This window comes from Nocardioides piscis (assembly GCF_011300215.1).
GTDB classification, from domain to species: domain Bacteria; phylum Actinomycetota; class Actinomycetes; order Propionibacteriales; family Nocardioidaceae; genus Nocardioides; species Nocardioides piscis.
The window spans coordinates 3089994-3108380 of record NZ_CP049866.1 but is presented as its reverse complement, the minus strand read 5'-3'; the positions used below and the strand labels follow the sequence as shown (position 1 = coordinate 3108380).

Annotated in this window: 18 protein-coding genes and 1 pseudogene; 12 read left to right on the top strand and 7 right to left on the bottom strand. The window is 69.8% G+C overall.

Features of this window, described 5'->3' with window-relative positions; translation table 11 throughout:
* Positions 1–28 precede the first annotated feature (28 nt).
* A complete protein-coding gene (serB, locus tag G7071_RS15240) occupies positions 29–1240 on the bottom strand; it encodes a phosphoserine phosphatase SerB (RefSeq protein WP_166320135.1) in 1212 nt (403 codons plus the stop codon).
* A gap of 34 nt (positions 1241–1274) precedes the next feature.
* Positions 1275–1994, bottom strand: a complete 720-nt coding sequence (locus tag G7071_RS15235; RefSeq protein ID WP_166320133.1) for a hypothetical protein — start codon at positions 1992–1994, stop codon at positions 1275–1277.
* Between the two features lie 57 nt (positions 1995–2051).
* Here G7071_RS15235 and G7071_RS15230 point away from each other — a divergent pair, with 57 nt between their 5' ends.
* The 4 genes from G7071_RS15230 to G7071_RS15215 are packed head-to-tail and all read left to right on the top strand — an operon-like array spanning position 2052 to position 5241.
* A complete protein-coding gene (locus G7071_RS15230) occupies positions 2052–2852 on the top strand; it encodes an ABC transporter ATP-binding protein (RefSeq protein ID WP_166320131.1) in 801 nt (266 codons plus the stop codon).
* A 17-nt stretch (positions 2853–2869) separates the two neighbouring features.
* Positions 2870–3331 (top strand): NfeD family protein, encoded by a 462-nt coding sequence (locus G7071_RS15225; protein ID WP_166320129.1) that lies wholly within the window; start codon positions 2870–2872, stop codon positions 3329–3331.
* A 30-nt stretch (positions 3332–3361) separates the two neighbouring features.
* Positions 3362–4486, top strand: a complete 1125-nt coding sequence (locus G7071_RS15220; RefSeq protein WP_166320127.1) for an SPFH domain-containing protein — start codon at positions 3362–3364, stop codon at positions 4484–4486.
* A complete protein-coding gene (locus tag G7071_RS15215) occupies positions 4483–5241 on the top strand; it encodes a sulfite exporter TauE/SafE family protein (protein WP_166320125.1) in 759 nt (252 codons plus the stop codon). The genes G7071_RS15220 and G7071_RS15215 overlap by 4 nt, the downstream gene beginning before the upstream one ends.
* Before the next feature lie 17 nt (positions 5242–5258).
* On the opposite strand, the gene G7071_RS15210 is transcribed toward G7071_RS15215, so the two are convergent.
* Positions 5259–6215 (bottom strand): alpha/beta hydrolase, encoded by a 957-nt coding sequence (locus G7071_RS15210; protein WP_166320123.1) that lies wholly within the window; start codon positions 6213–6215, stop codon positions 5259–5261.
* 93 nt (positions 6216–6308) lie between these two features.
* On the opposite strand from G7071_RS15210, the gene G7071_RS15205 reads away from it, so the two are divergent.
* From G7071_RS15205 to G7071_RS15190, 4 genes are all read left to right on the top strand, one after another.
* Positions 6309–7490 carry a PP2C family protein-serine/threonine phosphatase gene (locus G7071_RS15205; protein ID WP_166320121.1) on the top strand — a complete coding sequence of 394 codons (1182 nt, stop codon included), beginning with the start codon at positions 6309–6311 and terminating at the stop codon, positions 7488–7490.
* 258 nt (positions 7491–7748) lie between these two features.
* A complete protein-coding gene (locus G7071_RS15200) occupies positions 7749–8141 on the top strand; it encodes a hypothetical protein (protein ID WP_166320119.1) in 393 nt (130 codons plus the stop codon).
* Positions 8142–8623: 482 nt separating this feature from the next.
* The gene (locus G7071_RS18770; protein ID WP_206062825.1) at positions 8624–9397 is read left to right on the top strand and encodes a hypothetical protein; all 774 of its coding nucleotides are present in this window, start codon (positions 8624–8626) and stop codon (positions 9395–9397) included.
* Between the two features lie 171 nt (positions 9398–9568).
* Positions 9569–10060, top strand: coding sequence for a class F sortase (locus tag G7071_RS15190; protein WP_246210057.1), 492 nt, complete (start codon positions 9569–9571; stop codon positions 10058–10060).
* Between the two features lie 12 nt (positions 10061–10072).
* On the opposite strand, the gene G7071_RS15185 is transcribed toward G7071_RS15190, so the two are convergent.
* Positions 10073–10555: a CAP domain-containing protein gene (locus G7071_RS15185; protein ID WP_166320117.1), complete on the bottom strand. Its 483-nt coding sequence runs from the start codon at positions 10553–10555 to the stop codon at positions 10073–10075.
* A 367-nt stretch (positions 10556–10922) separates the two neighbouring features.
* The gene (locus tag G7071_RS15180; protein WP_166320115.1) at positions 10923–11444 is read right to left on the bottom strand and encodes a YbhB/YbcL family Raf kinase inhibitor-like protein; all 522 of its coding nucleotides are present in this window, start codon (positions 11442–11444) and stop codon (positions 10923–10925) included.
* A 77-nt stretch (positions 11445–11521) separates the two neighbouring features.
* On the opposite strand from G7071_RS15180, the pseudogene G7071_RS15175 reads away from it, so the two are divergent.
* A pseudogene (locus G7071_RS15175) lies at positions 11522–12520 on the top strand (siroheme synthase family protein); the annotation flags it as partial.
* 240 nt (positions 12521–12760) lie between these two features.
* Entirely contained in the window at positions 12761–13564 is an 804-nt protein-coding gene (locus G7071_RS15170; RefSeq protein ID WP_166320113.1) for a TrmH family RNA methyltransferase, read from the top strand.
* Here G7071_RS15170 and def read toward each other — a convergent pair.
* Positions 13543–14166 carry a peptide deformylase gene (gene def / locus G7071_RS15165; protein ID WP_166320111.1) on the bottom strand — a complete coding sequence of 208 codons (624 nt, stop codon included), beginning with the start codon at positions 14164–14166 and terminating at the stop codon, positions 13543–13545. The two genes, G7071_RS15170 and def, sit on opposite strands and share 22 nt — an antisense overlap.
* 596 nt (positions 14167–14762) lie before the next feature.
* Between def and G7071_RS15160 the strand changes: the two genes are divergently transcribed.
* Together G7071_RS15160 and G7071_RS15155 are read left to right on the top strand one after the other, a co-directional pair.
* Positions 14763–15647, top strand: a complete 885-nt coding sequence (locus G7071_RS15160; RefSeq protein ID WP_246210056.1) for an acyl-CoA dehydrogenase family protein — start codon at positions 14763–14765, stop codon at positions 15645–15647.
* Positions 15647–16861, top strand: a complete 1215-nt coding sequence (locus G7071_RS15155) for an acyl-CoA dehydrogenase family protein (protein WP_166320109.1) — start codon at positions 15647–15649, stop codon at positions 16859–16861. The genes G7071_RS15160 and G7071_RS15155 overlap by 1 nt, the downstream gene beginning before the upstream one ends.
* 104 nt (positions 16862–16965) lie before the next feature.
* On the opposite strand, the gene chrA is transcribed toward G7071_RS15155, so the two are convergent.
* Positions 16966–18366: a chromate efflux transporter gene (gene chrA, locus G7071_RS15150; RefSeq protein ID WP_246210055.1), complete on the bottom strand. Its 1401-nt coding sequence runs from the start codon at positions 18364–18366 to the stop codon at positions 16966–16968.
* Positions 18367–18387 lie beyond the last annotated feature (21 nt).

The window sequence follows — 18387 nt, the reverse complement described above, 5'->3', positions numbered from 1 at the left end:
CGCGCGTGCGAGCGCGGGTCGGTGACCGTCAGACCGGGGGAGCCGGCGTCACGATGCCGGCCTCTGCGTCGGCGGCTTCGATCTCCTCGCGCGTGATGCCCAGGACGTAGAGGATCGTGTCGAGGTAGGGCACGTTGACCGAGGCGTCCGCGGCGCTGCGCACGAGGGGCTTGGCGTTGTAGGCGATACCCAGGCCGGCCGCGTTGAGCATGTCGAGGTCGTTGGCGCCGTCGCCGATTGCGATGGTCGCCTCGACGGGGACGCCGATGTCGGCCGCGAACTCGCGCAGTGCCCGGGCCTTCCCAGCGCGGTCGACCACCTCGCCGACGACGCGCCCGGTGAGCACCCCGTCGACGATCTCCAGCTCGTTGGCGCGTGAGTAGTGGATCCCCAGCTCCGCCGCGAGACGATCGGTGATCTGGCTGAAGCCACCCGACACGATCGCGAAGCGATAGCCCAGCCGGCGCAGGACACGGACCAGGGTGCGCGCGCCGGGCGCGAGCTCGATGGCGTCGTACACCTCGTCGATGGCCGACGCCGGAACGCCCTCGAGCAGGGCGACGCGTGAACGGAGCGACTCCTCGAAGTCGAGCTCGCCCGCCATCGCCCGTTCGGTCACCTCGGCGACCTCGCGCTCGCAGCCGGCGTGGGCGGCCAGCATCTCGATCACCTCGCCCTGGATCAGCGTGGAATCGACATCCATCACGATCAGTCGCATCGAACGGCGCAGCAGGTTGGCAGGTTGTACGGCGATGTCGAGACCCTGGCTGGCGGCCTCCGCCGCGAGCAGCGGCCGCAGCACCTCGGGCTCCACCCCGGAGATCGCCAGGTCGATCGCCGTCACCGGATAGCGCGCCATCCGCTCCATCCGGTCGATGTTGGCGCCTGCGTCGGCGATCCGCCCAGCGATGGCGGACATGGCCGACGCCTTGAGCGGGGCGCCGATGACGGTGACGTGGGACCGGCCGAAGCGGCGCGGCTTGTTGTCACCCTGTCCACGTTCGACCTCGACCTGCATGTCGAGCCCGGCAGCAGTCTGCTCCACCGCCGTCCGCAGCCGCTTCCAGTCCCGCGGGGCTGCGACGAGCACGCCCAGCACGAGACGCCGACGCAGCACGATCTGCTCGATGTCGAGCACCTCGACACCGGCGGCAGCCAGGGTCGCAAAGATCGCTGCGGTCACACCGGGGCGGTCCTTGCCCGTGATGGTGATCAGGAGGGTCTTGGGCTCTTCGTCCATGGCGAGGTCGAGGCTAGTGCCATGTGAGCCGCTGTCACTCCGGCGGCCACACCTCGGGCGAGCACGCGGCGACCAGGGCTCGCCGGGATGCGCGTTCCAGGGGGCGCAGCGCGTCGCGGCGAGCCTCGATCTCGGATGCCGACACGGCGCCCCCGTCATCCTGGAGAGCCACGTCGACGAGCGCCCAACCCTGCAGGCTCCGGGCAGCGAGATCGGCGCACCGGGCAGGGGTACCGGCCGGAGCCACCATGGCGGGCCGGTGGCGCAGGTTCATCAGCAGGTCGGCCGCCTCAGGGCGCCAGCGGGCGACGTCGAGGCCGGCCAGCGCGTTGGCGGCGTCGACCAGCGCGGCGCGAAGTGCACGGTCTGCCTCACCGACGTCTGGCAGCTGGCGCGGTGAGGCCGGCAGGACTCGCCACAGGACGACCTCACCCACCACCTCGGGGACGGCGGCGAGGGAGCCGAGCACGACCGCCTCACCGACCTCCAGAGCGGCCTCGTTAAGGGCCCGGGGACCTCCCAGCCCGAGCAGGTCCCCCTCCACGGGGAGCGCGAGGCCGGCGCCGGTGGCGCCGGAGCTCCGGGCCTCGCGCAGGAGCTCGAGCATCGGTACGCGGCCTGCCGGGCCGTCCACCAGGTGGAGGAGGTCGCCGTCGGTGACCGCGTCGAGGACGTGGTCGGTCACCTCCGTCCCCCGGAGCCAGGCGGTCGTCCACCAGGCGAGGCGAGCCGAGAGGGGCAGATGGAGGGACACGTCGGGTGAGGATACGTCGCCCGGCCACTGATGACGCGCGATCGCTAGGGTGGCCGCATGTCCGCCGTGATCGAGTTCGCCGACCTCACGGTCCGTCGTGGTGGCGCGACCTTGTTGGACGAGGTCAGCTGGACCGTCGAGGAGGACGAACGCTGGGTCGTCCTCGGCCCGAACGGCGCAGGAAAGACCACGTTGCTCCAGGTTGCAGCGGCCCAGATCCATCCGACCGGTGGCGTCGCCGGCATCCTGGGCGAGGTGCTCGGCACCGTCGACGTGTTCGACCTGCGGCCCCGGATCGGCCTCACCAGCGCAGCCCTGGCAGAGCGCATCCCGCGCGGCGAGCTCGTCAAGGACGTGGTCGTCTCCGCCTCCTACGGCGTGCTCGGCCGCTGGCGCGAGGTGTATGACGAGCTCGACCACGACCGCGCTGCGCTGCTGCTGCGTGAGGTCGGAGCACTCCACCTCGCGGAGCGCACGTTCGGCACCCTGAGCGAGGGTGAGCGCAAGCGCGTCCAGATCGCCCGAGCGCTCATGACCGACCCGGAGATGCTCCTGCTCGACGAGCCGGCGGCCGGTCTCGACCTCGGGGGACGCGAGGACCTCGTCTCGACGCTCTCCGTGCTGGCGCTCGACGCCGACTCACCCGCCACCGTCCTGGTCTCGCACCACGTCGAGGAGATCCCGCCGGGCTTCACGCACGCGCTCCTCCTGCGGCAGGGTCGTGTCGTCGCCTCGGGCCTGCTCGAGCACGTCGTCACCGCCGAGGCGCTCTCGGAGACCTTCTCGATGCCCATGCAGCTCACCCACGCCGAGGGTCGGTTCGCGGCCCGTCGCCGTACGCGTCACGCCTCCCGCTGACCCGATAGGGTCGAGTCATGGACTGGATCGCAAGACATGCCTGGGAGGCCTGGCTGGGGGTGGCGATCGTGCTGGGCGTGGCCGAGATGTTCAGTCTCGACCTCATCCTGATCATGCTCGCCGCCGGAGCCCTGGTCGGCATGGTCGCGGCCATCCTCGACCTGCACATCGCCGTCCAGATCCTCGCCGCCTCCGCAGCCTCGCTGGCTGCGCTCGCGGCGGTGCGGCCGACGATGGTCAAGCGTCTTCACGGGGGTCCCGAGCTGTCGCTCGGTCACGGCAAGCTGGTCGGCAGGCAGGGGGTCGTCACCGAGGACATCTCGGGGCTCTCGGCCGGTCGGATCAAGCTTGCGGGGGAGTTCTGGACCGCCGAGCCCTATGACGACACCATCAGCATCCCGGCGGGGGAGACCGTCGAGGTGCTGGAGATCCGCGGTGCCACCGCCGTCGTCCACCCGGTCGCCCGGCTCGAGTCCTGACCCACCCGACATCTCTCGAAGGAAGCATCCATGGAGATCGCACTGACCCTGCTCGCGCTGCTGGTCGTGTTCGTCATCGTCGTGCTCGCCAAGACGGTGCGGATCGTGCCACAGGCACGCGCCGGCATCGTCGAGCGCTTCGGCAAGTACAAGGGCACCCTGCCCGCCGGACTCAACATCCTGATGCCGTTCATCGATCGGTTGCGCTACCTGATCGACCTGCGCGAGCAGGTCGTGAGCTTCCCGCCGCAGCCGGTGATCACCGAGGACAACCTGGTCGTCTCGATCGACACCGTCATCTACTTCCAGGTGACCGACCCGGTGGCCGCGACCTACGAGATCGCCAACTACATCCAGGCGATCGAGCAGCTCACGATGACCACGCTGCGCAACATCGTCGGCGGCATGGACCTCGAGGAGACGCTGACCAGCCGCGACCAGATCAACTCCGGACTGCGTGGTGTCCTCGACGAGGCGACCGGCAAGTGGGGCATCCGGGTGAACCGGGTCGAGCTCAAGGGCATCGACCCGCCGCCCTCCATCAAGGACTCGATGGAGAAGCAGATGCGCGCCGACCGCGAGAAGCGTGCCGTCATCCTCACCGCCGAGGGCCAGCGCCAGGCTGCGATCCTGACTGCTGAGGGGTCGAAGCAGTCGCAGATCCTCAACGCCGAGGGTGACCGGGAGTCGCAGATCCTCCGCGCCCAGGCCGACCGCGAAGCATCCATCCTGCGCGCCCAGGGTGAAGGGCAGGCCATCCAGACGGTGTTCCAGGCGATCCACGACGGCCAGCCCGACCAGTCGTTGCTGGCCTACCAATACCTCCAGATGATGCCGAAGATCGCCGAGGGCAGCGCCAACAAGGTGTGGGTCATCCCCTCCGAGATCACCAAGGCGATGGAGGGCCTCGGCTCATCGATCCACGAGATCGCGGGGATCCCCAAGGACGCCTCGCCACGCACCCGCGTGGACATGGGCCCGACGGAGCCTCAGCTGCCCCAGTCGTCGGGTGCAGGCTCCACCAAGAAGGTCGTCGAGGAAGCCATCGCCGCGGCCGAGTCCGCAAGCCGCGCGCCCACCTCTTCCGCACCTGCGGCGCCCCCGGCCGTTGACCCTGCGCCCGCTGACGCCGCCCAGGAGCCTCCGACGGCGTGAGCCCGCTCGAAGCCGGGCTGATCGCCCTCGCGGGCGTGGCCGCCGGCACCATCAACACCGTGGTGGGGTCGGGAACGTTGATCACGTTCCCGACCCTGCTGGCGTTCGGCGTGCCTCCCGTGACGGCCAACGTGTCCAACACCATCGGGTTGGTCCCCGGCTCCGTCGCCGGCGCAGTCGGCTATCGGCGAGAGCTGGCCGGGCAACGATCCCGGTTGCTGCGACTCGCCAGCGCTTCGCTGCTGGGGGGCGTGGTCGGTGGCGTCCTCCTGCTCTGGCGACCCGATGCCTTCGAGGTCGTCGTCCCGGTCCTGATCGGGCTCGCGCTCGTCCTCGTCGTCGCCGGTCCGCGGATCTCCGCGTGGGTCGCCCGCAGGCATGCGGCCGTCGGGGGACTGCCCGCACGCGGGGCGTGGTGGGTGTGGCCGCTGATGTTCGGCTGCGGTGTGTACGGCGGCTACTTCGGCGCAGCCCAGGGCGTGCTCATGATGGCGGTGCTGGGGATCGGGGTCGACGAGACCCTGCAGCGCCTCAACGGCCTCAAGAACGTCCTTGCTGCCCTCGTCAACGGGGTGGCGGGTGTGCTGTTCGTGCTCGTCGCCGAGGTCGACTGGCAGATCGTGGCCCTGATCGCCGTCGGGGCCGTGGTGGGCGGCCTGCTGGGCGCCTCGATCGGCCGTCGGCTGCCGCCGGCCGTCCTGCGCGCCGTCATCGTCGTCGTGGCGCTCGTCGCGCTGGTCATCCTGCTGACCTGATCGACGACTCGAGCGCCTCAGCCGCCCTCGACGTAGGAGGAGAGCCACCGCTCGAGCTCGGCGTAGACCTGCACCCGCACGTGCGGCCGCGACAGGACGACGTCATGGCGGGCATCCGCGACCGCGACGCTCGTGACATGGGGACCGAGCGACGACGCCCAGCGCCGGATCTGTCGCACGTCGAGCACGATGTCTGTGGTGTGTGCGTCCTCGCCGAGCTCGGTGGGGGAGGACGACCGCACCGATGACAGGACCAGGACCGGGGCGGGAAGGTCGAGGCCGCGGTGCAGCTGTGCGTGCCCGCGCCTGATGGCACGCAACCAGCCGACATGGAGGGGAAACGACTGGAGCGGCTTCCAGGTGAGGTCGTAGTCGAACTCGCCCTGGTGGTCGCGGTGGAGCGATCTGCCATAGACGCCGGTCACGGTGCGCGGGATCACCAGTCGTGGCTGCCTGGCACCGATCCGGTCCAAGGCCGCCTTGCCGGGCAGCGAGCGCAGCCAGGCAGAGCCCTGCATGTCGAGCCAGGGCGAGTTGAGGAACACCCCGGCGAGCTGGGCGGGCCGCCGGTCATGCAGCCACAGGGACAGCACCAGTGCTCCCGTCGAGTGGGCGGTGGCCACCACGGAGTCGTGCCGTCCGGTGACGACGTCCCACACGGCGTCGAGGTCCTCGAAGTAGTGCGAGAGGTCCTCGATGAAGTTGGGGGTCTGGTGCTCACGCAGCGATCGGCCGTACTTGCGCAGGTCGACGGCGTAGAAGTCGTAGCCCCGCTCGGTCCACCACTCGGCATACTCGGTGTGGAAGAAGTAGTCGGCAAACCCATGGACGTGGATGACAGCGCGACCGGACGGGCTGGGGGACGGTCGGTGGACCAGCGTGGTCACCACTGCGCCCTCGCTGTCGTCCGGGAGCTCGATGGTCAGCTGGGTGTAGGGCTCGCCGAGGATGTCCGGGATCTCGTCGGTCGGCATGGGCGTGACCCTAACCGGCAGTGATCGGGACAGGGCCGCCACGGTTCCGTGCATTCCGCTTCGCCGGACGAGATCGCGCCCTAGGCTCGCGAGGTGGCGAGTGGACTGACGCGGGTGTGGACAGCCATGTCCGCCTATGTCGACGCGCGCGTCGCCAGCTGGAGAACAGGGTCACACGGCAGCCAGGCCTATGTCCTGGGCGTCTTCCTGGTCGGCGTCGCGGCGTGCTTCGCGGTCGCGTGGACGACCAACATGATGCCCTTCGCGGTCTGGTTCGTGTGGCTCATCCTCGGGGTGCTGGTGCTGAGGTTCGCGCCGTTGGCGCTGCTCTCCATCGTGATCTGGTTGGCGGCTGTCCTGACCAGCGACCACGCGGGCGAGCTGAACGGAACACGCATCGCCGCGATCATCATGCTGGTCCTGTCGATGGGGCTGGTCATCCACCAGTCCCGGGGGCACCGGTCGGGCCTGCCGGTGGCGCTCAGCGAGCAGCTCCTCGCCAACCTGCGTGACCGGCTGCAGGCGCAAGGCGTGATCCCGGAGCTGCCCGAGGGCTGGCGCTCCCAGTCGACCATGCTCACCGCGCACGGCGCTCGCTACGCGGGCGACTTCCTGGTCGCCGACCACAGCGACGGCAGGCATCTGGAGATGGTCCTGGTCGACGTGTGCGGGAAGGGCGTCGCAGTCGGTCCGCAGGCACTCCAGTTCGCCGGCGCGCTCGGTGGCCTCATCGGGGCCATGCCGCCGCAGGAGCTGATGGGAGCGGCCAACGCCTTCTTGCTGCGGCAGAACTCCGAGGAGTCGTTCGCCACCGCCGTACACCTGCTGCTCGACCTTCGCAGTGGAGACTTCGTGGTCACGAGCGCCGGCCACCCGCCGGCGCTGCACTGGCGGCCGCGCGAACAGGAGTGGGTCCTGGACCGCGCACGCGGGATGGCCCTGGGTGTGGTCGAGGACGCCGACTTCGAGTGCAGCACCGGGCAGCTGGCGCCGGGCGAGGCGCTGATGTTCTACACCGACGGGGTCGTAGAGGCCCGAGGCCGCGACGTCGACGCAGGCATCGAGTGGCTGATGGGTGCTGCCAAGGAGGCGGTGGAGCCGGGCTTCGTGGGCGCTCCCGAACGGATCCTGCGCCACATCCCGCGCGGGCAGGACGACCGCGCGGTGCTGATCATCGAGCGGATCGACGCGGAGGCAGAGGCCCTCAGGGAGGCGGCGCGACGCCCTGCGAGTCGCTGGGGATTCCCGCCGCGCGTGCCGTCTTCGCGGTCCTGAGAGCGACTCGGGCGTCGACCCGGCCGCGGGCCGGGTCGACGCGCCGAGCTCATGAGTAGAGCGTCACGGGGCGGTGTAGGCCCAGGTGAAGTAGTAGTTGCCTGCAGTGCCGCCCAAGATGTTGACGTAGAACCCTCGGGTCCGCAGGTTTGAGTTGGACCACGCGAGCCCCTGGACGTTGGTCGCGTCCCGAGGCCGAAGCCGTCGTGGTAAACGCACACCTTCCCAGCGGGGGCCGTCGGATTGGCGTAGCTGCCGGTGCAGGTCGCGTCGTCGTCCACGGTGCTGGCGGATCCGTCGGCCGCCATGTTGATGGTCGCGTTGCTCAACGGTGCGGGGGCCGCGGCAGGCATGGTCACGTTGATGGGTGCGGCGCCGTCGATGTCCATGTATTCCTGGCCCTTGACCGTCACCCCACTGGGGATCGCGTCCCAGGCGCTGAAGCCGCGTGGGCCCTGCGCTCCGGCCGGCCCGGTGGCACCGGTCGCCCCCTTGGGTCCCGCCGGGCCGGCCACGCCGGTGCTCGACGCGTTGAGCTTGGTCTTGACCGCCTTGTTCAGGTCCTTCTCCTTGACCGTCCCGTTCTTGATGTGCTTGGTCGTGACGGCGTTCTTGGCGATGTCCAAGGACGTGATCTGTGCGGCGGCATAGGCACCACCGGTGCCAAGCGCAAGCGTCAGCGCCAAGGTCGATGCGACCTCGGCATAGGTGGGCGCGCGAAGCTTCATGGAGTTTCTCCCTCTGTCCGAGAATGCGGGTCGTCGGCCACATTGCTCCGACTCCCGGGCCGGCCGCAACGGGGGACTAGACCACCCGTTCGGATGGATGCGACACCCCTCCGGGTGGCGCTTCTGTCCGCCTTCGGGCGCTGCTGTCTGGACCACCGAGCACATTCGTGGCTTCTTGGTCGGTTGAGGCGTTCACTCGATGGAGTAGTCACATTCGTGACGCGCAACTCGAGAGCTCCGGCAACGACGCCGGGGAGAGGAGAAGCTGATGCGATCACTCGCTCAGCCTCGCTCGAGGAAGGCAGACCGTACGTCCGGACAACCGGTCCCAGCGACTGAGTCCTTCGGCATGGCGGCAAGGCCGTTCTCGACTGCTACTGATGGCCTGCTGGAAAGGCCACGAACATGAATGCCAAGCGCGGCGTTGTTGCCCTCTCGGTCGCGGCGGTGGCATCGATGACGGGGGTCTTCGGAGTGTCCGCGGTAGCGGATGCAACGGAGAAGGTCTTCGTCTGCAAGTACGTCACCACACCCGGTGAGGGCGAGATCCTCCAGACCGGTCAGAACCCGATCGAGGTCGCGGTCACCGCGATTCCCGGCTCCGCCGGAAAGACAGCGGCACAGCTCGTCGGGTATGAGTTCGCGGATGCGCAGGGGCGCTCGCTCGTGATCGCCGAATCTCCCACTCGGGGCGCCGGCCAGACGGACGAACCCTCGGTAGGAGCTCCGGCGTGCCCGGCGCCGCCGCCACCTCCGCCTCCGCCTCCGCCGCCTCCGCCGCCGCCTCCGCCGCCACCTCCGCCGCCACCTCCGCCGCCGCCGCCACCGCCGCCGCCGCCGCCTCCTCCGCCGCCTCCGCCGCCTCCGCCGCCTCCGCCTCCGCCGCCGCTGGTGGTGGAGAACGAGGTCCTGGGGGAGCAGGCGTCCCAGCCGGACAAGCCGAACAAGGCGAAGCCCGCCAACGAGGTCGAGTCGGCCCCGGCCCCTGAGGTGCTCGGCGCACAGGCCGTGGCTCCGGCTGCAGCTCCTGTGCCCACGTCGGTGGCTGCCGGCATGGCCGGAACGCCGGTTGCCACCCAGGCTGACACGCGCCTGGCATGGGCAGCGGGCACCGGACTGCTCGCGTTGCTGCTCGGGTTCGCCTCGGTGGCAACGCGACGCGTCAGGGGAGGTGACTAGCCACCGCGCACGACGGGCCGGCCGCGGGAGCCTTGGGCTCGCCGCGGCCGGCCTCGCGGTGTGCGCGGGGGTGCTGGTCCTCGACTACGTCCTGGACCCCCGCAGCCGCAGTCGCAGGTCAGCAGGGCCCCATCCCGGCCGGAGGTGGTGCCACCGGCTCCGGCTCGACCGGTGCTCGGACCTGTGCGTCCGGCAACCATCCCGATCCCCGAGCCCCGACGGCACCAGGCCGCGGCACCCCCCCGACGGGTGGAGGTCGACGCGCTGGGAATCGATGTCGAGGTGATTCCCATCGAGCTCGAAGCAAGCACGCTGGTTCCGCCTGACGACCCTCAGGTCCTCGGCTGGTGGGCCGAGGGTGCAGTGCCCGGCGCCCGCCGGGGGAGCGCCTTGGTCACCGGGCACACGGTGCACGCGGGAGGGGGAGCCCTGGACCACCTCGAGACGTTGCGGCAAGGTCAGTCGGTCACGGTCACGACCGAGGCGGGGTCGATCGCCTATCGGGTCAGCAGGGTCGAGGTCTTCGTCAAGTCCCGCATCGCGGCGTCAGCCGAGCGACTGTTCAGCCAGCGGGTCCGGGGGCGGCTCGTCCTGGTGACGTGCGAGGACTGGAACGGGGTGTCCTACGAGAGCAACGTCGTGGTCATCGCCCACCCCGTGTGAGGAAGGGACGAGTCAGTTGGCGTCGGCAAGGTTGAGCACGCCGACCTGACGGCCCTGACCGTCGAGAACGACAGCGACTCCGGCCAGTGTCGCGCGCCGCTTGAGCAGCACCGCGCGGTGGGCGGGTGAGTCGAGCCACGCCCGGACGATCGTTCGGGCGTCGAGCCCCTCGCTGCGGATGAGGTTCTCGCCAGCCCAGGACTGGTCGCACCGGCCGAGGACCCGACGCTGGTCGCGGTGGGCGAGCTCACCGGTGCGGGCGATCCGGTTGCCCCACGAGGTGGCCATGCGCTCGACGCAGGAGTCGAAGAACCGCACAGGGGGCTGGCCGGCTGCCACTCGAGCTCGGTTGATCTCCACCATGACCTGGGCCTCGAACGCGGGCCCACTGCGTGCCACCACGTCGACGACAGTGGTCGGCACGCGGGACAGGTCGGCATGCGCCGGGGTGCCGACGAGGCTGGTCGTGCCCGCGATGGTCGCGAGCGCGAGCATGAGGAGGGTACGAACAAACTTCACAGGAACTCCACAAAAGGGTGCTGGGGGGTGTTGGGCTGGGATCTGAGTGCGGTCCCGGCCGACTGTGCGATGACTCGGTCCGAGTAGCCGGTCGCCCTCCGTGGGCGTCCAAAAGGGTGGAGCAGAGGAACGTTTACCGGACAGTAGTCATAGGATCTGCCTGAAATCTCGGTTTCAGAGAAACTGCTCGCTATGTCCGCCCAAGCTGGCACGTCGACTCATGCTCGACGTTGCCTTCCTGGACTGACCACGAGAGTGCCACAGAACGGTAACAAATGTCACGGAATGGCAAAAATAGCCGAAGAGCCGCGGCTAGACCGCGGTCGGCGAGTCTTGAGACGACTCAGTGCTGGTAGGTCCCGTGCAGGATCGCTCGCCCGAGGGTCTTGAAGGCGAGGTTGAAGGACACGACCGCGTTGGAGGCATCGGCATCGACACCGAGTGACTCCTCCTTGACCGCGTGCACCACGAAGAAGTAGCGATGGGGGTGGTCTCCCTGGGGGGGAGCCGCACCCATGAAGCCCGCCTGCCCGCCGTCGTTGCGGACGTGGAAGGCGGTGCCGGGGAGGTCGCCGGAGGCGGCACCCGTCTCGAGGGATGTGACGTCTGCGGGGATGTCCACCAGGCTCCAGTGCCAGAAGCCGCACGGCGTGGGGGCGTCGGGGTCGAAGCAGGTCACCACGAAGGACTTCGTGCCCTCGGGAGCTCCCTCCCAGCTCAGCTGGGGCGACGTGTTGCCCTTGTCGGCGACCTGGTCGTCCTTGAGGGGCTGGCCGTCGACCACGTCCTCACTGGTGACCCTGAAGCTCGCCGTCGGCGGCAGGTAGTCGTAGGGGTTGGGGGCGATCGGTCGCTCGATGCTCATAGCAGGCAACGTAGAAGGCTGATGGGCGACGGGCAAGCCGCGGACGCTTGAGGAGGCGGAACGAGGACGGCGGGACAATGGTGGACATGGAGCACCCCAGCCCTTATCTCTCGGGACTCATCCTCACCGACCGCCTCGTCGTCGTGGTCGGCGGCGGGCACGTCGCGCAGCGCCGGGTGCCGGCCCTGATCGCGGCAGGAGCCCGGGTCCACATCGTGAGTCCTGAGGTCACGCCTGCTCTGGAAGGGATGGCGTCCGAGGTGACCTTGAGCCTGCGGGAGTTCATCGACAGTGACCTGGACGGTGCCTGGTATGTCGTGGCTGCGACCGATGACCCCGCGGTCAACGAGCGCATCACCCAGGCTGCCGAGGCCCGCCGGATCTTCTGCGTCCGCAGCGACGACGGCAGCCGAGGCACCGCGTGGACGCCGGCCACCGGGCGGCACGGCAGCGTGACGGTGGGCGTGCTCGGCAACCGGGAACCGCGCAGGTCTGCCGCGCTGCGCGACGACATCGTGACGGCGCTGCGGGACGGGCTGATCACCGCCAGCGACGCACACGACGTCAGCCCAGGCGTCGTCCTGGTCGGCGGCGGCCCCGGTGACCCCGAGCTCGCCACCGTGGGTGCGCGTCACGCCTTGGCCTCAGCCGATGTCGTGGTCGCCGACCGGCTCGCCCCTCGCGAGCTGCTCGACGAGCTCCCGGCCCACGTCGAGCTGATCGATGTCGCGAAGCTGCCCCGCGGCCGTTATGCCTCCCAGGACTTCATCAACGAGGTCATCGTGGCCCGCGCCCTGGAGGGCAAGCGGGTCGTCCGGTTCAAGGGAGGTGACAGCTTCGTCTTCGGTCGAGGCTTCGAGGAGGTCATCGCCTGCCGTGCCGCCGGGGTTCCTGTCACCGTGGTCCCCGGTCTGTCCTCCTCCATCTCCGTTCCCGCTCGCGCCGGCATCCCGGTCACGCATCGCGGCGTGGCCCACGAGTTCACCGTGTTGTCGGGGCACCTGCCTCCCGGGCATCCCGACTCGCTGGTCGAGTGGGCCCCGCTGGCGCAGCTGCGGGGGACGTTGGTGTTGATGATGGCGGTGGAGAATGCGGCGCGGATCGCCGAAGCGCTCATCGCCGGGGAAGAGGAGGCGACACGCCTGTCGCGGTGGTGGTCGAGGGCACGATGCCGGAGGAACGGACGGTCCTCACGACCCTGGGTGACCTCGGCGCGGACATCGAGAAGCAGGCTGTCCGACCGCCGGCCATCATCGTGGTCGGCGACGTCGTGGCCGTGGCGCATCCGGATCGCTATCCGGAGGTCGGGCCGTCGCGTGGCTGAGCTCATCGAGATCTCCGATCCCGACGATCCGCGGCTCGCCGACTATCGCGACCTGCGAGATGTCGAGCTGCGCAAGAACCTCGAGGCGGAGCACGGACTGTTCCTGGCCGAGGGGGAGAAAGTCGTACGCCGTGCCGTCGCGGCGGGCTTCCGTCCCCGCTCCCTGCTGATGGCGCCGCGCTGGGTCGAGGGACTCGGCGACGTGCTGGCCACCACCGGGGCTCCGTGCTTCGTCGTCTCGGAGCCCATGGCCGAGCAGGTGACGGGCTTCCACGTCCATCGCGGCGCCCTGGCCTCCCTCGAGCGCAGGCCGCTCCCGGTGCTCGAGGACGTGCTGGCCGGCGCGCGGTCGATCCTGGTGGTCGAGGACGTCGTGGACCACACCAACGTCGGCGCGATCTTCCGGTCGGGGGCAGCGTTCGGCTTCGACGCCGTCCTCCTCTCGCCGCGATGCGCAGACCCTCTCTACCGACGATCCATCAAGGTCGGGATGGGGGCGGTGTTCACGATGCCGTGGACCAGGCTCCCGGACTGGTACGGCGCGATGCCGCTGTTGTCCGAGCTCGGCTTCACCACGGTCGCCCTCACGCTCGCCGCCGACTCGACCCCCATCGAGGCGGCCGTCTCCGGAGTGGAGCGGGTGGCGCTGGTGCTCGGGTCGGAGGGGCACGGGCTGTCGCCGCGGTGGGAGCAGGCGGCGGATCGCAGGGCGACCATCCCCATGCACGAAGGCATCGACTCCCTCAACGTCGCGGCGGCCACCGCGGTTGCCTGCTACGTCGCCGCCAGGCGCTGAGCCTCAGGCTGCCGGCCAGTCAGGGGATAGTCGTCGGCGGCCTTGTCGTGGGCCTTCTGCAGCTTCTTGCGGGCCTTGGTGGAGAGCCGATCGCCGAAGACGGTGCCGAGGGTGTGGTCGGTCTCGTGCTGGAGGCAGCGTGCCAGCAGGCCGTCACCCTCGAAGTGGACCGGCTCGCCGTCGAGGCCGACGCCGTCGACCTCCGCCCAGTCCGGACGAGGGCACTCCACGAACGCGCCCGGGAAGGACAAGCAGCCCTCGTCGCCGTCGTCGAGTCGGCGGTCCCGACCTTCGGGGAGGGTGAGGCGCGGGTTGCACACGATCCCCACCGTGTGGCGTCCTGACTCATCAGGGCAGTCGAAGACGAACATTGCGATGTCCTCACCGACCTGGCAGGCAGCCAGCCCGACTCCGTCCGCTGCGCGCATCGTCGCCACCATGTCGGCGGCGAGGGCGACCAGGGCGTCGTCGAAGGAAGTGACGAGCCGCTGGGGCCGGTGCATCACCTCGGTGCCCCAGCGCGTCATCGGCCGGACGCTGCCGCCCTCCGGCAGGGGACCGTGCGGGGCCAGTCGCTCCGGTGCGTGGCTGCTCTCAGACATGCGGTGATCCTAGTGACCCGGTCTGGGACCGACGTGTGCCACGTGACACCACGAACCTGTGGTCTTTTCATGTAACTCGGAGTTACAGTTGTGGACATGTCCCTGATCACTGACACCTTCAAGCGAGGCACCATGGGCGCGTCCACAAGCCGCCACGGCCTGTCGTCGGGGGAGAGCCGAGACCCGATCGGCCTCGCCGTCGCCGGCCTCAACAAGCTCGCGCAGAGCGAGATCATCGACCGCCTCGGCCTGCGGAAGCAGACCGAGCAGCTGGTCTTCACGACCACCCGCAACGGATTCCGTACGGCGACAGCCGCCGGCCGCCAGTTCGGCAAGGTCAGCCGCAAGTCCGCCCCGGGCAAGCGTCCTGCCACGGCCGGTCGCAGCGGCGTCTTCGACCTGACCCCGACCGAGGACGAGCAGATGCTCGTCGACGTCGTCACCGACTATGCCGCCGAGGTGCTGCGCCCGGCCGCGGCAGAGGCCAACGAGGCCTGCGCCGCTCCTGCCGAGGCACTGGCGGCCGGCCTCGAGATCGGCCTCCCGATCCTGGGGGTGCACGAGGCCCTCGGGGAATCTCGGAGGAGCGGTCGGCCATGGCCGGCACCCTCGTCGCCGAGGCGCTTGGCAAGGGCGACATGGGCCTGGCCGTTGCCGCACTCGCGCCCGGATCGGTTGCCACCGCGCTGGGTCTGTGGGGCACCGAGTCCCAGCAGGAGACCTATCTCCCCGCCTTCACGGGCGAGGACGTCGCAGTCGCCGCCCTGGCCCTGACGGAGCCCACGGTCCTCTTCGACCCGCTGCTCCCCGGCACCACCGCGACCCCCACCGATGACGGTTTCGTCCTCGACGGCGTCAAGTCGGCCGTCGTCCGGGGTGCCGAGGCCGAGCTGTTCGTCGTCGGCGCGATGCTGGACGGTTCTCCCACCCTGTTCCTGGTCGAGTCCGGCCTCAAGGGACTCACCGTCGAGGCCGACCCCTCGATGGGTGTCCGCGCGGCCTCGCTGAGCCGCCTGTCGCTGGCCGGCGTCAAGGTCCCGGCCGGGTCCGTGCTCGGTCAGACCGACGGATCGACGTACGCCGAGTGCGTGCGGCTCTCGCGCCTGGCGTGGTGCGCACTGGCTGTCGGAACCGGGCAGGCCGTCCTCGACTACGTCTCGACCTACGTCAACGAGCGCGAGGCCTTCGGCGAGCCGATCAGCCATCGCCAGGCCGTGGCGTTCATGGTGGCCAACATCGCGATCGAGCTCCAAGCAATGCGACTGGTGACCTACAAGGCTGCGTCACGCGCCGCTCGCGGCAAGGACTTCACGCGCGAGGTCGCCCTCGCGCGGCAGCTCTGCGCCAGCAAGGGCATGCAGATCGGCCTCGACGGTGTCCAGCTCCTCGGTGGCCACGGCTTCGTCAAGGAACATCCCGTCGAGCGGTGGTATCGCGACCTGCGAGCCATCGGAATCATGGAAGGTGGGGTGCTGGTCTGATGATCAACCTCGAGACTCCCAAGAAGCACCGCATGCTCATCGACCAGGCCCACCAGGTCGCGATGAACATGCTCCGACCGATCTCCCGCAAGTACGACCAGGCTGAGCACGAGTATCCCAAGGAGCTCGACATGCTGGCGGCCATGATCGACGGCCTCTCCGACTCCGGCGCCGGTGAGGGCGCAGGCGCCAGCGGCGTGAAGCGGGAGGACGAGCCCAAGGACGAGGGCGGGGTCAAGAACGGCGCCAACCTCGCCTCGGTGATGTCCATTGCCGAGATGTGCTGGGGTGACACCGGCCTGCTGCTGTCGATGCCGCGCCAGGGCCTGGGCAACTCCGCCATCGCCTCCGTCGCGGACGAGGAGCAGCAGAAGCGCTACGAGGGCACGTGGGCCGCCATGGCCATCACCGAGCCCAGCACCGGCTCCGACTCAGCGTCCATCACCACGACCGCTCGCCTCGACGGGGACGAATACGTCCTCAACGGCGAGAAGATCTTCGTGACCTCGGGTGATCGCGCCGACTCGGTCGTCGTCTGGGCCACCCTGGACAAGTCGCTCGGCCGGGCCGCGATCAAGTCGTTCGTGGTGAAGAAGGGCAACCCGGGGATGAAGGTCGAGCGGCTCGAGCACAAGCTCGGCATCCGCGCGTCCGACACCGCCGTGATCACCTTCACCGACTGCCGCGTGCCGGCCGAGGACCTCCTCGGCTCGCCGGAGATCGACGTCAAGCAGGGCTTCGCCGGCGCCATGGCGACCTTCGACAACACGCGGCCGCTGGTGGCCGCGATGGCCGTCGGCTGTGCGCGCGCTTCGCTCGACCTGACCCGCGACCTGCTCCAGCAGGCCGGGATCGAGATCGACTACGACCGACCGGCCCAGCTGCAGTCGGCAGCGGCCGCGAAGTTCCTGCAGATGGAGGCGGACTGGGAGGCGGCGCAGCTGCTGACCATGCAGGCTGCCTGGATGGCCGACAACCGCAAGCCCAACTCGCTCGAGGCATCCATGGCCAAGGCCAAGGCCGGCCGGGTGGGCTCCGACATCACGCTCAGCTGCGTCGAGCTCGCAGGCTCGGTGGGCTACAGCGAGATGGAGCTGCTCGAGAAGTGGTCGCGGGACTCCAAGATCCTCGACATCTTCGAGGGCACCCAGCAGATCCAGCTGCTCATCATCGCTCGGCGGATCCTGGGCCTGACGAGCGCCGAGCTGCGCTGAGCCGACGGTCGTGGGTCGGCGGAGTCCCCGCCTGAGCGGGGACTCCGCCGAACAAGGCCGCGCCGGCGCAGACGCCTGCCACCACGTCGGAGACGTGCCGGGGTCTAGGCCAGCTGCACGGACAGGCCCACGACCAGCCCGGTCAGGGCACACACTCCGAGCGTGCGCAGGACCGACCAGTCTCGCCAGAAGATGAGCACGCAGCCCAAGGCGGTGATGGCGACGCCGGCCCACTGGACCGAGGCCAGGACAGGGACCTCGAAGTCGAAGGGGCCGGCGGTGACCCGGCTGGTGTCCGCGAACAGCGTGTGGAGGGCGAAGAAGAGAGCCAGGCTGGCGATGACGCCGACGACCGCAGCCGTGATGCCGGTCAGGGCTGCGGCGAGCGACCGGTTGCCGCGCAGCCGCTCGACGTACGGGGCGCCCAGCAGGATGAAGAGGAAGCACGGCACGAACGTCACCCAGGTGACGAGCAGGGAGGCGATCACGGCGGCGACCCACGGGTTGAGGTCGCCCGGCGTCCGGAAGGCGCCCACGAACGCCACGAACTGGACCACCATGATCAGCGGCCCCGGCGTGGTCTCCGCCAACGCGAGACCGCGGACCATCTCACCGGGGGCGAGCCAGCCATAGACGTTGACCGCCTGCTGCGCGACGTAGGCGAGCACCGCGTAGGCGCCACCGAACGTGACGACGGCCGCCCCGGAGAAGAACAGTCCCTGGTCGACGAAGATGCTCGAGCGCCCGAAGACTCCTGCGGCCACGAGCACGGGGGCCGACCACAGGACGAGCCCGCCCACCAGGATCATCCCCGCCCGGCGGGACGACGGCCGTTCGGTGTGCAGCGCGTCGTCGCTGATGAGGGGAGCGGGGCCGTCGTCGGTCGTGGGCTTCTTCGGGGCCGTCAGGTCCGGGATGGTCCGGCCCAGCAACCAGCCGAGCAGGGCAGCGACACCCACCACGACCGGGAACGGGACAGCGAAGAGCGCCAGCGACACGAACGAGGCAACGGCCAGGGCGACCAGGGCGGGATGGCCGAGGCCCTTCTTGCCGACCCGCAGCACAGCCTGGAGGACGATCGCGATGACCGCAGGCGCCAGGCCCAGGAACAGCGACTCGACCACGGTGGTGTCACCGAAGGCGACGTAGACGCCGGAGAGGGCCAGCAGGGCCACGACGCCCGGGAGGATGAACAGCCCCCCGGCGATCAGGGCGCCCTTGAAGCCGTTGAGGAGCCAGCCGACGTACGTCGCGAGCTGCTGCGCCTCGGGACCCGGCAGCAACGTGCAGTAGGACAGGGCGAACAGGAACCGCTGCTGGCCGATCCAGCGCTTCTCGTCCACCAGCATCCGCTGCATGACCGCGATCTGCCCGGCCGGCCCACCGAACGTCTGCAGCGACACGTGGAACCACGCCTTGGTCGCCTCGCGCAGCGGGATGACGTCGCCCGGGTGGGGCCGCTGCCCCCCGGTGGGGTCCAACCCGGACGAGCTCGACGTCATCATGCTGAGCATCGTTTCGCCGGC

Coding starts and splice junctions, on each gene's coding strand:
- serB (WP_166320135.1), bottom strand. CDS start 1,240: ATGGACGAAGAGCCCAAGACCCTCCTGATCACCATCACGGGCAAGGAC.
- G7071_RS15230 (WP_166320131.1), top strand. CDS start 2,052: ATGTCCGCCGTGATCGAGTTCGCCGACCTCACGGTCCGTCGTGGTGGC.
- G7071_RS15225 (WP_166320129.1), top strand. CDS start 2,870: ATGGACTGGATCGCAAGACATGCCTGGGAGGCCTGGCTGGGGGTGGCG.
- G7071_RS15220 (WP_166320127.1), top strand. CDS start 3,362: ATGGAGATCGCACTGACCCTGCTCGCGCTGCTGGTCGTGTTCGTCATC.
- G7071_RS15210 (WP_166320123.1), bottom strand. CDS start 6,215: ATGCCGACCGACGAGATCCCGGACATCCTCGGCGAGCCCTACACCCAG.
- G7071_RS18770 (WP_206062825.1), top strand. CDS start 8,624: ATGAATGCCAAGCGCGGCGTTGTTGCCCTCTCGGTCGCGGCGGTGGCA.
- G7071_RS15185 (WP_166320117.1), bottom strand. CDS start 10,555: ATGCTCGCGCTCGCGACCATCGCGGGCACGACCAGCCTCGTCGGCACC.
- G7071_RS15180 (WP_166320115.1), bottom strand. CDS start 11,444: ATGAGCATCGAGCGACCGATCGCCCCCAACCCCTACGACTACCTGCCG.
- def (WP_166320111.1), bottom strand. CDS start 14,166: ATGTCTGAGAGCAGCCACGCACCGGAGCGACTGGCCCCGCACGGTCCC.
- G7071_RS15160 (WP_246210056.1), top strand. CDS start 14,763: ATGGCCGGCACCCTCGTCGCCGAGGCGCTTGGCAAGGGCGACATGGGC.
- G7071_RS15155 (WP_166320109.1), top strand. CDS start 15,647: ATGATCAACCTCGAGACTCCCAAGAAGCACCGCATGCTCATCGACCAG.
- chrA (WP_246210055.1), bottom strand. CDS start 18,366: ATGATGACGTCGAGCTCGTCCGGGTTGGACCCCACCGGGGGGCAGCGG.